General features: G+C 45.0%; 7 protein-coding genes and 4 tRNA genes. 4 read left to right on the top strand and 7 right to left on the bottom strand.

What is annotated here, in order from left to right:
- Window positions 1-7: 7 nt before the first annotated feature.
- The 4 genes from BEL05_RS05735 (at window position 8) to BEL05_RS05720 (ending at window position 432) form a co-directional block, all read left to right on the top strand.
- A tRNA-Arg gene (locus BEL05_RS05735) sits at window positions 8-84 on the top strand.
- 45 nt (window positions 85-129) lie between these two features.
- Window positions 130-205: transfer RNA gene (locus tag BEL05_RS05730), tRNA-His, on the top strand.
- Window positions 206-220: 15 nt separating this feature from the next.
- A tRNA-Pro gene (locus BEL05_RS05725) sits at window positions 221-297 on the top strand.
- A 58-nt stretch (window positions 298-355) separates the two neighbouring features.
- Window positions 356-432, top strand: a tRNA-Pro gene (locus BEL05_RS05720).
- A gap of 585 nt (window positions 433-1,017) precedes the next feature.
- Here BEL05_RS05720 and BEL05_RS05715 read toward each other — a convergent pair.
- From BEL05_RS05715 to BEL05_RS05685, 7 genes are all read right to left on the bottom strand, one after another.
- Window positions 1,018-2,937, bottom strand: a complete 1,920-nt coding sequence (locus BEL05_RS05715; RefSeq protein ID WP_069670571.1) for a bifunctional diguanylate cyclase/phosphodiesterase — start codon at window positions 2,935-2,937, stop codon at window positions 1,018-1,020.
- A gap of 8 nt (window positions 2,938-2,945) precedes the next feature.
- The gene (locus BEL05_RS05710; protein WP_028764447.1) at window positions 2,946-3,653 is read right to left on the bottom strand and encodes a transglutaminase-like cysteine peptidase; all 708 of its coding nucleotides are present in this window, start codon (window positions 3,651-3,653) and stop codon (window positions 2,946-2,948) included.
- A gap of 23 nt (window positions 3,654-3,676) precedes the next feature.
- Entirely contained in the window at window positions 3,677-4,282 is a 606-nt protein-coding gene (locus tag BEL05_RS05705) for an OmpA family protein (protein ID WP_069670570.1), read from the bottom strand.
- Window positions 4,282-5,694 carry a TolC family outer membrane protein gene (locus BEL05_RS05700; RefSeq protein WP_028764449.1) on the bottom strand — a complete coding sequence of 471 codons (1,413 nt, stop codon included), beginning with the start codon at window positions 5,692-5,694 and terminating at the stop codon, window positions 4,282-4,284. The genes BEL05_RS05705 and BEL05_RS05700 overlap by 1 nt, the downstream gene beginning before the upstream one ends.
- Window positions 5,695-5,726: 32 nt before the next feature.
- Window positions 5,727-7,109, bottom strand: coding sequence for an HlyD family type I secretion periplasmic adaptor subunit (locus BEL05_RS05695; protein WP_028764450.1), 1,383 nt, complete (start codon window positions 7,107-7,109; stop codon window positions 5,727-5,729).
- On the bottom strand, window positions 7,102-9,282 hold the full coding sequence (locus tag BEL05_RS05690; RefSeq protein WP_028764451.1) for a type I secretion system permease/ATPase: 2,181 nt from the start codon (window positions 9,280-9,282) through the stop codon (window positions 7,102-7,104). Before BEL05_RS05690 ends, BEL05_RS05695 begins: the two co-directional genes overlap by 8 nt.
- A 135-nt stretch (window positions 9,283-9,417) precedes the next feature.
- The coding region (locus BEL05_RS05685) for a type I secretion C-terminal target domain-containing protein (protein ID WP_083250309.1) at window positions 9,418-13,999 on the bottom strand (4,582 nt) is incomplete at its 5' end.

Below are 13,999 nucleotides of genomic sequence, written 5' to 3'. Positions count from 1 at the left end.
AAGGCAGGCACCCATAGCTCAGCTGGATAGAGCGCACCCCTCCGGAGGGTGAGGCCGAGGGTTCGAATCCTTCTGGGTGCACCAGTTGGGTTTGAGGTTAAGTTAGCAGTAAGAAGATTAAAATCAGTGGTGATTGTAGCTCAGTTGGTAGAGCCCCGGATTGTGATTCCGGTTGTCGTGGGTTCAAGTCCCATCAGTCACCCCACTTCTTCTTAATATTCGGTGATTAGCGCAGCCCGGTAGCGCATCTGGTTTGGGACCAGAGGGTCAGAGGTTCGAATCCTCTATCACCGACCACATTATAAAGTAGCGAGCAATGCTCGGTATTTGTAAGTTAAGTAAGATTAAAGATTTTCGGTGATTAGCGCAGCCCGGTAGCGCATCTGGTTTGGGACCAGAGGGTCAGAGGTTCGAATCCTCTATCACCGACCACTTTCGAAAAGCCTTCTGAGAAATCAGAAGGCTTTTTTCGTTTTAGCATTTTGAATGATTCAGCCAGCTGATCTATTCGATGACTGAGTCTTCTGGTCAGTGGATTTAGGGGCAGCGGATTTAGAGGTAGCGGATTGAGGGGTAGCGGATTGAGGGGTAGCGGGTCAAAGCGTCAGAGATTCGAATCCTCACTCTTTTCATTGCCGACCACTTTCGAAAAGCCTTCTGAGAAATCAGAAGGCTTTTTTCGTTTTAGCATTTTGAATGATTCAGCCAGCTGATCTATTCGATGACTGAGTCTTCTGGTCAGTGGGTTTAGGGGCAGCGGATTTAGAGGTAGCGGATTTAGAGGCAGTGGATTTAGGGGCAGTGGATTTAGGGGCAGTGGATTTAGGGGCAGTGGATTTAGGGGCAGCGGGTCAAAGCGTCAGAGATTCGAATCCTCACGCTTTTCATTGCCGACTACTTTCGAAAGCCTTCTGAGAAATCAGAAGGCTTTTTACGTTTTGGCCCCCACCAATGAGTATCGTAGACAATAAAAAAGCTGCCGTAAGGCAGCCTTTTTATGCTGATAGGTGTTATTGACTACTCAACGGGCTCTGGTGGATAGATAAAGCCCATATAGGCATTGGTCTTCAATGGCTCGAAACGTGCCAGCTGTGGCTGTTCCTGAATCCCTGTGACAATGATTTGGATGTCTAGGCCTCTAGCAACGTTAACCAGTGCGCGACATAATTCACTGCTGTGCTCACTTTCATCATAAAAGGCGAAAGACTGATCCAATTTGACGTAACTCGGTCTGAGAGTTTGCAAGTAGGCCATTGAGCCAAATTGACGCCCAAAGTGGTCAATACCAAAGTGTGCCCCATTGTCTCGAATGATATGGCAAAGTGCTTCGCACGACTCTGGGTCACTGTATACCCCAGCTTCAGGGATATCGAAGACGATACGTTTTGCCCAGCGATGGTTGCGTAAGAAATGATTAAGCCACTCGTGGAACTTCTTGTCACTTAAACTATGGAACGTTAAGTTAATAGCGACAGGCTCATGATTTCTATCAAGTAACCCGCTATCAGCAATAGTTTCGATGAGGCACCGGTCGAGCAGAGAGCCTAAAGATAGTAACTCCACATAAGGCATAAATTGCCCCGCATGGATCTCTTTGCCAGCGATTTCTAATTTACAATAAAGTTCGCGCTGTATTATCTCGTCACGCTCTGTGAGATAAACCGGTTGCCATTTAAATTGAAAGTTCTTGTTTTTGATCGCTGAGCTTAAGTGCTCTCGCCACTGCTCTCTGGTGTAAAGCTGTTTTTCGTTACTTTCAAACCAGTGGAACACCTTATCATCGGCGATAGCTTTTTGTAGTGCATTATCGGTTTGCGCCAAAATCTGTGACACATTCATGTCGTCAGTACGCTGGGCGATACCAATATAAAACTGCTCATTAGGCTTACAACCAGCCTTAGATATCTCCTGATTCACCGTTCTGATAAGTGTATGTAAGTATTTACTGCATACTTCTTGCTCACCACTGGTTATAAGGAAGGCAAACTCATAGGCGGCAATTCGAGCGATAACAGAAGGCGCAATTTCGTCGAGTTGCTCTTTCATTTTTTCAGAGAGTAAGCGAATAGTTTCATCGCGAACTTGGTAGCCATACTTTCCATGAACATCTTCGAGCCAATCAAACTTCGCCATCATTAACGAGCCATTATTGGGCTCACCTAACCAGCTATTGAGACGGCCCATCATATACTGACGATTGGGGAGTGCTGAGACTTGGTCGACAAGGTTTTTCTTTCTTAACTCGGAGACCTCTTCATCTAGGGAGCTAAAAATCTGTTTAAGTTGGTGTGACATGCTATTGAAAGCAGAAACCACTGATTTAAGTTCAGAGGTTTTAGGTAAGGCCATATCTGGTCCGAATTTTCGGTGGGCGATATCTGTGGCATGTTCGGCGATGTCATGTAAGGGTTTAAGGATCCAAGTTAACCCAAAGCGGGCCAGCATGATCGCGATTAAAAAAAGTATCGATATCATGATGATGGCGTTTGTCAGTGAGCGCCATAATTCATGGTAACCAAATCCTGGGTGAGCGGTGATTTCTAAATTCGCCAGCTGAATCCAACCTGAGGTAATAGTGCTCTCTCGTTTGATGGTCTTAAAGAAACCTAAATCAATAAACCACTGCGGTACACCATCAATTTTAAGGTCGTTTTCCCAAACTTGTTGTTTTCCATCGACCAACCAGGTGAGCTTTACTTGCTGATAGTAGCCACCTTCAAAGATGACATTGATCAGGGTTTCAGCACCCACGATATCACCGGCTTCGAGGTCGGGTACTAGCATAATGCCCAGGCTGTTGCTGGTGTTGTTAAGATCCGATTCCATCTGCTTACTTAAGAAACTCTGTGTCTCAGTAAATTGCACATAGGCTAGGCTCATAACGACTACGAGAAACAAGCCGAACAGCAGTGAGTATATCTGTCGAAACAGTGTCATTGTTCTAGCTACTCCAATCTTAATTTGGGCATTCTGAGTCTCTCAACACCCAATCTGTGTTTAAGGTCATTCCATTTTTCAAGACGAGAAGATGAACCTGCCAGTACACCGCGTCCTTTCTCTTTGTTTAACCACAGCTGTCGACCATTAAAACTGTAAACAGGAATGAGATCTTTTCTTTGTGTTGCGGGCTTTATTTGTCGATCTAAGTTGTCCAGTACCAAGGGGATTGAACCTGGTGTTTCATAGTAGGCTAACACCATATGGTATTGATTGACTGAGGTCGCTTTGACCATAGTGATCCGCAACTTCTCATCGGGTATGCCCAGTTGTAGTAGAGTGAAGTATTTAGCGATAGAGAAATCTTCACAATCACCACCATTTACGCCGATAAACTCCATAGGGCTAGCCCAATAATTACTATCACCCCAGAGTTTGATGTCATCGATAAATCGAAAAAGATTGAAAAAATTGTTTACCTTAACAATCTTCTCTTGCTCGCTAAGACCTTTTGACTCTTCAAGCACCTTGAACCAAGCATTAACTCTTTTTCCAGCACGCTCACCATATCTTGCCTCTAATGTAGAGGTGATATGGTTAACGTCGAGTTTTTGAGTCGGAGAAGCGTAAAGGCAAGAGATACCAAAAGTCACTGCCACAATGCTAAAGTGGCAGACCTTTTGATAATGCTTATGCCTGCGGTGTTTAGCGCTCATCTTCCCCGACTTTTAACGACGTATTATTTAACTTCTTCATCTACCGTATAGATATGCCATTTCATATCTGCGGTCGTATCTTCGCCTGTGACTTCTGCTATCACGCGTCTGTTGCGTTTGTGAGCCATCTGCGTATGCGTTGGATCAACCGGTCTGTCATAGCTGTAGCCGATAGCGGTTAATCGATCTGCTTCAATCCCAAAGCGCTCTGATAACGTTGATATTACAGCGTTAGCGCGGTTTTGAGATAGTGCTAAATTGTGATCATAAGAACCCGTTTTACTACAGTGGCCTTCAATGGTCACTTTAGTGTTTGGGTACTCTCGCATAAATGTTGCGATAGTTTCCACCTGATCATAATATTGCGGATCGATATAGTAAGAGTCGTTAGCGAAAAGAATCTTGAGTTCTTGTCGCTCATTAATGGGTTTTATTTTACCGCAGCCATAGTTATCAATGGTTGCTCCCATGACGGTATCGTTGCATCGTTCACGAGCGACAATGACGCCATCTTTATCGTTATCATTGAGATCGAATACTTGGTTGGTTGGTGTGTCCATGTTTACGGTATCACGCATAGAACAACCGCCAATAAGTGCGATACTGAGTATAATTAATAGGGCTTTCATTATTTTACTCCCCCTTCATAGTCACGCTCACCTTGCCAAACGTCTGGGCGTGTCACTCGAAGTGATTCCAATAGTCTTCCTGTAGCATTTAAGATACGGTACTCAGCGATGATTTCATCGTATTCCGCTTCTAGATAATCTTTTCGTGCCTCAAACAGCTCGTTCTCGGTATCCAATAAATCGAGTAGAGTGCGTTGGCCAAGATTAAACTGCTGGCTATAGGCGACTTGGGTATCTTTTGCCGCCACAACATGGTCTCGGATATACATTTTTTGAGGCTCTAATAGTTCATAGGCATTCCAAGCGAGGTTAACCCCCTCGATCACTTGGCGATAAGCACGCTGACGGATCTCTTTCGCTTCACCGACTTTATAAGCGGCTTCTTTTTCTCGGGCGAGATCTTTACCGCCAGCAAACAAGTTGTACTTAACCCGCACCATCGCGACGAGATCATTGCTGTGACCACCAACATTTTGCGATGCGAATGCAGAGTAGCCGTCTTCACCGTCTAAGTTGTCGTTCCAATTGCCGCCAAGCTCTAACGAAAGCTTAGGGTAGTAGTTTGACTGGGCGGATGAACGCTCATTTTCTGCTGCAGAAATATCACTAGCCGCTGACTTAAGGATTGGATGACTCTCTTGTGCAACCTTGAGGCTATTGTTGAGATCTGTTGGCAACATATCGTCATCAGGCACTGGTACTATTAAATTTTCAGGCGCTTTTTCTACAATGCGCATAAATTGTGCTTTGGCATCATAGAAATTATTCTTAGCTGAAATCACATTAGCGTTGGCACGCGCAAGACGACCAGTAATTTGCGATAAATCAGCAATCGAACCTAGCCCTGAGTCAGTGCGTTGTTTAATCTGTTCGTAAATATCTTTATGGCTTTGCAGGTTTTTTTCTGCAAGTGTAAGTACTTGCTCACTGCGGATATAGTTGACGTAGACTTTAGCCACATCTAACGCCATATCTTCGGCAGCAGCAAACAGTGCCCATTGATCGGCGCTTGCTTCAAAGCTGTAGCGGTCAACTTCACTTGAGGTGTAGAAGCCATCAAATAACATCTGCTTGATGCTAAAGCCAACTTCACCACGCATCAACTCGATAACACCTTCATCGTCCACGTCGCCCTGACCTGCTTTACGACGGCTCGATGGGCTATTGGTTTGTTCCCAGCCATACCCACCGCTAATATCGACAGTAGGCATATAGCCAGCGATAGCTTGATTGACTTGTTCTTCACGTGCTTTAAATCGATTAAAGGCAATGCGGATATCGGGATTGGTATCCAGCGTATGCGCTACAGCTTGTTCAAGCGTTTGGCTTGCGGCCATACCTGGTATCAACATCGCACTAATCGCTAGCGCCATGGCGCTTCGCTTTAGGTGATGTACAGTTTGCTTTCTCATTAGGTTAACCCCCCTGGTTATTTGTTGTGAACTTAACGTTCACGCAGGGCAGAATCTCTTGCCCTCAAAATTGGATTAAGTATGTACTCAAGAACTGATCTTTGCCCAGTTATTACGTCAACCGAGGTCAACATGCCTGGAATAATAGGCATCTGGGTTCCATCGTCTTTCGTTAAACTTGATAGTTCAGTTCTAACCCTTACAAGATAGAAACTGTTTCCCTCTTCATCCTGTGTTGTATCGGCACTAATGTGCTCTACAACGCCATTCAAGCCACCATAACGGGTGAAGTCATAAGCGGTAACTTTGACAATGGCGGGTAAGCCAGGATGTAAAAATGCGATATCTTTTGGAACAATTTTGGTTTCAATCAGTAGCTGATCTTCTGACGGTACAATCTCGATGATGTCTATACCGGGTTGCACCACGCCGCCGAGCGTATTGATGTGGACGGTTTTAATTGTGCCATTGACTGGCGAAACGATTTCCGCCTTGCTCACTTTATCTTGAGCACCAACTTGTGCCTCGGTCATACGTGACAAACGGGTTTGCATGTCATTGAGTTGCGTGCGAGTCTCTGCGGTAAAGACGAATACCGCCTCACGACGCTTTAAAATCGCCTCATCTTGAGAGGCTTTTACTTTTGGTCGCAATAAGCGGACCGACGCGAGTTCGCCACGTATATCATTCACGATACGTTCAAGTTTGAGTAACTCGACCTCCGGTACAATGCCTTTGTCTGCTAAGGGGCGCGTAAGCTCCAATTCTCGCGTGACCAGTTGGAAACTCGTGGTGAGTGTACTGATTTTAGACGCGAGCTCTTGGGTTTCTTGCTGTTTCTGCTGTATCTGCCTTGCAAGAATTTCTAATTGATTACTGAGATTGTCGAGTCTACCTTCATACTCTTCTGTTTGTCGGCGTACTAAATCAGGCTCTGTTTCAACTAACTCTTGTGTAAATTGCAGTGGTTGCTTGACTACTTTGACCTGCTCTCGCCAGTCAGAAGCCATATCGGAAATGGTGATGCTGTTAAGCTCGGTACGCAGACGCAATACATTAGCTTGTAGACTGTAGACTTCTTGTTCTTGCTGGGCGAAATCGGAGCGAAAACGGGTATCATCAATGCGCACGAGTGGTTGACCTTTTGTGACCACCATCCCCTCTTGTACATAGAGGTCCTGCATAATGCCGCCATCTAAGCTTTGAATTACTTGAATTTGAGAGGAGGGGATCACTTTTCCCATTCCTGTAGTGACTTGATCAAGCTCAGCAAAATAGGCCCAAAGTAAAAAGCATAGCGCTAATGCAGAGAGTGCCCAAATGATCAATCTATGGCTTGTTGGTGCATCAGTCATCATCGCACCATACACGTCATCGACCATTTCTAGTTCATGGGTAGTTAGGTGCTTACTCACTCTTCGGCCCTCCCGCTAATAACCCTTTGGAGAGCTGATTAAGAACGGTTTCTTTAGGGCCGTCAGCGACAATATGCCCACGATCTAACACAATTATGCGATCCACTAAGTTAAGTAAGTGCATCTTATGGGTGATCAGTAAAAGTGTTCTTTCTTTTGTGACATTTTGCATGGCACGAATAAACTGTTTTTCAGCACGTGCATCTAAACTAGCGGTAGGCTCATCCATTAACAATACTGGCGGATCATTCAGTGTTGCTCGTGCAAGGGCGATGGTTTGTCGCTGACCACGAGATAACGATTGACCGCCTTCGCCCACTTGTTGATCTAAGCCTTCGGTTTCTATGTCTGTAAACTGATTAACCCCCGAAAGCTGAACCGCTCGAATAAGTTGATGTTCAGTCACCTGGCGTGTACCAAATAGAATATTGTCCCGAATTGTGCCGTGAAATAGGGTGATATCTTGAGGTAAGTAACCAAAGTTTCTGCGTAAATCAGTAGGGTGGATTTGCGCCGAATCTAACCCATCATAGCGTAAGCTACCTTTAGAGGGTTGATAGAGACCCACTAATAGTTTTGCGAGGGTACTTTTACCTGAACCGTTACGACCAATAATTGCAACGCGCTCACCAGGGGTGATAGAGACGGACATAGGGTGCAATACGGGGCGCTCTGAACCTGGGTAGTTAAAGCTAATGTGATCCGCATTGATTTGTCCTTGCAGACGTTGTTTACTGACAAGATGACCTTTGTTTTCAAACTCATCTTCTTGCGTCATTATTTGATCTAACTGTCGTAGCGCGCTAGCGGTATGGTTGCCGCGAGTCATTAATCCAGCCAGCTGAGCCATAGGAGAGATTGCACGGCTAGAGAGGATCACCGCCGCGATAATGCCACCCATAGAGATAGCGTTGTCAGCAACACGGTACACACCAAGTATCACCACACATACGACTGACAGTTGCACTGTAAAGTTAGCAACATTCGTGACTGAGGTGGAGATCTTCTTGGCTTTTAATTGCCAATTGGCCGTGTGCCCAATCATCTGTTGCCAGCTTTTTTGCACTAAACCTTCAGCGCCACTGGATTTTATTGACTCAAGCGATGCGAGAGATTCGATAAGATGACCATGTTTTAAACTGGCAAACTTATTACTCTCCTCGATAGCAGCCTTTAAACGTGGCTGCATAATGAGCGTGTAAATAATAATGATTGCACCGCCAATGAGGGGGATTAATGCAAGGTCGCCTGCCACAATATAAATGACGATGACAAAGAATATCGCAAAGGGCAGATCGACTAATGTGGTTATCGTTGCCGAGGTCAAAATCTCTCGAATACTATCGAATTCCCCCAGTTGTCTTGCCATGCCACCAACACTAGGAGAGCGCTTTTCAAGTGGGATACCTATCGCCTTAGCAAACAACCGAGATGAGACAATGATGTCAACTTTTTTACCGGCAACATCAATTAAGTAGGCCCTAAGCTGCCGCATCACTAAGTCAAAAATGTAAGCGATACCTGCACCGATAGCGAGTACCCATAAGGACTCGAAAGCGAGGTTAGGCACCACTTTATCATAGACATTCATGATGAATAATGGGGAGACTAGTGCAAAGAGATTGACCAGAACCGATGCGATCAGGGCGTCACGATAAATGGGGGCGGAGTCTTTAAGCGTTTGCACCAGCCAGTGGCCATTATTGTCATGAAGGTGCAGGTCAAAGCCCATGTCACCGCGGTATTGCTGTTTAACCAGAAACAGATAACCCACATAAATTGCTTCAAGCTCTTCGATAGAGAGCTGTTCTTCTCCGCCAGTTTCAGGCAGTTGAATGACAGCTTTATCATTATCAATATCGATTTCCCGCAATAAGCAGGCTTTTTTGTCTTTAAGTAACAAAATACAAGGCAAAAAAATCGGTGAGACTTGATCTAGGCCTTTGCGGGTGAGTTTTGCTGCAAGTCCGGCACGTCCAGCGGCTTGTGGTAACAGTTCTGGTGTTAATACACTGCCAGACAGCGGTAGCCCTGCGGCTAATGACTCGCTAGAGCAGGGGCTGCCGAAGTATTCGGTTAATAACACTAAACTGTCTAACAAGGGATCGACAGTCACTCTTTGGGAGGCTGAAACTGTCCATTGTTCAGTTTTTGGAGACGCTGATGCTTGCACCTTAAAAACTTATCCTTAAGATTTTATTAATATTTATAGTAAAACAATTATAGAAGTAATACGTTCACATAACAAAAGTAATAATCGCACTAGCTAACTCTGGCGTTCACTAGTGCGATTATGTTTGTGTAGCGATTACGGCAATAAATGCAATATTTGGTCATCATCCTGGTGATTAGGTGCTGACAATCCCGCTTTAGCAGCATTAACCTCTGGATTATCAATAATCAAGGCTCCATCACCATTAGTGCCGAGCAAGCCATTAATAATCTCACCTTCGCTATTACCGAACGCTTTACTTAAATCAACACCGTCTAAAACTATGTGCTGTTCATAAACACCATCCAAATCAGCATCGATATCTATCGTTGTTGATGGCGTATTCGTCGAATTATCAACAGTAAAGTGTAGATATTGAGATAGGTTACCGCCGTTTTCATTGGTGAGAAGATCACTTAGGTCTAGCTTATCTTGATTGATATCGAAATCGGTAATGTGATCAGTACCAGACTCACCTTGCTGCCACACGAAGGTGTCTGCATCAGTACCACCCGTTAAGGTATCGTCACCTAATCCACCGATAAGGGTGTCAGACCCAGAACCACCAATAAGCTCGTCCAGACCACTTCCGCCTATTAATAGGTCATCACCACTACCGCCATGAAGCTCGTCATTACCACCTTGGCCGAAGAGAATATCATCCCCTCGGTTACCGGCGAGAATATCGTCACCATCATCACTACGTGATGTGTCAAACAGTGATGGATTTGCTGACACATACTCGTGAACATCTTGAATAGAAACGTCAGCCGGATTTGCACCAGTTTGTTGCGCAACAAATTTTTGCAGTGCAGCGTAGCCTTGTCCCTCGATGCCATCAAATGCCACTATGTCACCGAAGATGATATCATCACCTACACCAGAGTTGACGGTATCGTCACCTTGCAGTAACAGCTGCTTGGAGCCAAGAATGATACTGGCTAAGTCGCTGACATTAATATTCGTGGCGACGTTACCATCTGAGTCATAAGGGGTAAGCTTGTTCAGACTTATGCCACTGCCAATGCCGATAGCTTCTACATTAGACAGGGTGTTAAGCACCTGGAAGGCTGCTAGGGCTTCAGACTCAGCGTTGACGTCTGTGCCATTGCCGTTACTGTATCCAGATGCGATCTTAGCCACATAGTAGTCGCCGTTTTCATCCACTCTTATCGTACCAATCTGGCTACTTTGCATGGAACTATTTGTATAGCCCGACCAATAATTAATATTACCGTATTCATCGACAATGACTTTGCCTTTGTGAATAAGCTCTTTGCCAGGGACATAATTGTCGAGAAGATCAGACAGATGTTTGTCGTCATTAGATTTCCAATTGTCTGTGTAATATACCCAAACATCTTCAGGAGAGGCGTCAACATTGTAGTTGTTTGTTTCACCGTCTGTGATGAAGTAGGTCAGGTTAGTGCCGGTATTTGATGCTGCTGAACCATTGTTAAACCAATCGATGACAGTTTCAAAGGCTGCCTCGTAGTTGGTTCTACCATCATCATCTATGCTATCTAATACATTTGAGAGTTTGGTGATGGCATCAACGTCAGCAAGATCTACCGCAATATTGGCTTTGGTACCGCTATCAAAGTCTACCAATAAAATATTGACTGTTCCCGACGTTGCACCGCCAACACTGGCTTTAAGTGTATTAAATACTTGTAGTAACTGCTCTTTTGCTGTATCAATTTTTGCAGAGCCCATGCTGCCTGATGAATCTAGAATGAAGGCGATATTGTAGTTTTCGCCCTGTACAACCTGTATTCCCGTCGTGTCGCTGACGATAATGTCATTGTCAATACCGCCGTTAATTGTATTGTCGCCATCAGTGCCGTTTGTTTGAATGTAATCGCGCACTACAACCTGAGGTGTAACAGCAAAATGACCTTCTGCACTATCGCCATCTGAATCTGTTGCGAGGAGGTTAAAGTCCAACTGCCCATCTGCCGTATTTTCTATCGCCTTATATTGGTAGAACTCCCATTGCCCAGTGCTCGGTGTAAATTCAACCTTGAAGATCAATTCGCCCGAGTCAGTTTGTCCCAATAGTGTATTGCCCAATAGGGAAGTCGTAATACTTTGTCCATCAGCAGTATATAAACCTTGCTCTTCTGATCCTGCGAACACGAGCGAACCTCGTCCATCGGCGCCCCAATCTACATCAGTCGTACCTGTTGCGTATCCGATGGCAATATCATCAGTGCCCAAAAACTCTATGGATTTAATTGCTAAATCACTATTGTCACCGTGTGCCGCGTTAAAGCCATTATCAGTAGCTTTGATGACCATTTGATCAAAGCCACCTTGTAACACTTCAAAAATAGCGGCGTAGTTACCATTATTTGCATCAGAGCTGAATGACTGTGCAGTGATTAGCTGGCCATCTCGATAAAACTCAACGATCCCCACCTCCAGCTCTCCACCAAACATAGCTGAAAACTCAATATTAACGCCGTAGGCGAGTGTGCCAGGATCTAACGTAACGACAATCTCTTCAGAGGCTTCAGTACCATCGGCAAATTTACGGAAATCTATCTCTCCATCAATTTGGTGATAAGGCGCGTCTGCACTTTTAACACCAATTCCACTGCCATTACCAAACACAGAGGCTGCCGTTAATGATGAATCTGTGGCAGAGGTGAAACCTCTCGCTGTGATAGTGAAACCATCAAAATCTAGGTCACTACTGCTACCCCGACTATTTGTGAGGGAGAAACTGCCAACTAATGCATCAGGGATGTCGGTATCTGATACAGCTACAGTGGCAGCATCAGCGATTTCTGGAGCATCATCTGCTACCTGAACAGTCATGCTAGATGTAGCGCTATTGCCTTGTGCATCAACAGCAATCACATCAATACCACTAATGACTAAGTTTTCTGCGCTAACATTGTGAGGGAAGGTATCTAAGAGCTCTACTGTTACCGACACGCTGCCTTCTTCACCACTCTCAATACGGCCGCCATTTAGAGTTAGGCTGATAGCCTCTTTCCCCATAAAAGTGCCGATTAACTGGCCATTGTCATTAAATGACCATTTAATGTTTGCGTTAACACCAGATATTTGGATGTTATCTGTGTTGCCAAACTGGAATGAAGTAATAGATTCACTGCCAGACTTAAAGCGTAATTGCTGGGAGTCAGCATCGGAACCATTACTGTAAAGATCGCCTTCACTGAGCAAGGACATAGCACCAGTTGTCAACGCTGTTGGCGATGTCGGTGTGTTTGTGCCTGGAGCATTGAGGTCAACATGAATAGAACCGTTTGCGCTGTCGCCATCGCTATCTGTTACCGTCACATTGAAATCAAGATCGACATCCGTCGTCTCAGTAACGATGTTTTGTGCTGAGGTGCCAGTAAATTGGAAATTCGCATGGTTGCCTTGTGCACTCGTGGACACCTCTATGTAACTAATTTCACCCAAGTTACTGATCACTTGACCACTAGTGATATCACCTTCACCCAGCAGGTTTCCGTTTGCATCATAGGCTTTAAAGTGAGCGTAAGTCGCTCCCTCAAACTGAATCGATGCGGAGGCGACATTATCGGCATAGTCTACGATTAGCGCTTCGCCTTGGTCTACCCAAGCGTTCTGTACACCAAACCCATTGGTATTACCGTTGACTGTGCTAGAGACTAAACCAGAAGTTGATGTAAGCGTGAAGATCATCTCATGGGTTGGATCTACATCACTGATATCGTTGTTTATAATGTAATTAGTTCCATCGAATGTGACATAAGCTGCTGGAGTGTTACCTCCTTTACCACCGCTCATATCTGCAACGGTAATCGTTTCTACTTGGTCAATTGGGCGTACGACATCAAGCTGATAGCTGTCGCTATTTGGATCTATCGATAAGGTAAATATTATGGATTGACCGCTATTATCAGGATCATAAGCCGAAGGTGTAGCACTGGTATCAGAATACGCGATTAAGATACTTGGGTTGCTTGGATCGACATAATAGAAGACGGTTAACCCTCCCGCAGTAATTCCTGAATTTGAGAATGTGCCACCACCGGAAATATTGCTCGACAGATCTGCGCTATAGTTTTGATCTGCACCATCGACGTTAATAACACCTTCATACTGACCCACCGCATTATTGCCAACAAGATCCTGTGGCGTTAGGTCTACACCATCATCGACCACTTTAACCGAGACAGTGCCTGTTGCTGTAGCACCAGATGCATCAGTTGCAATTACAGTGATGCCATCAATCGTAAGTTCATCAACAGATACATTGTGAGACAGGTTATCAAGCAAGGTTACTGAAACAGTTACCGATCCAGTTGTGCCTGCTGATATTGAGTTGCCAGTTAAAGATAACTGCAGTACGGCTGTGTTGCCGATACTACCAATTAGATTGCCTGATGAATCTAATGACCAAGTGAGGTTGCCATCTAAACCATCTACAGTAATCTCGTTTAAGTTTGTAAATGCAAATGCCGTAACATCATGTGCACCCGCAGTGAAACTAAGGCCTGCAATGTCACTATCTGTCGCAGTACCTAGGGTGTTGGCATCATCGACCGTCAAGTCGACATTGCTGCCGCCTGAGACTTGAATGACTGTGTGTGTCGAAATGGTGTCGGCGGTAAATGGGTTACCGGCGTCATCAGTACCGGAGACCGTCGCAGTGAACGTGGTATCCAGTGCCAAA

Origin of the sequence: Shewanella colwelliana (genome assembly GCF_001735525.1) — a bacterium.
GTDB classification, from domain to species: domain Bacteria; phylum Pseudomonadota; class Gammaproteobacteria; order Enterobacterales; family Shewanellaceae; genus Shewanella; species Shewanella colwelliana.
This window is presented reverse-complemented; position numbering and strand designations above follow the sequence as displayed.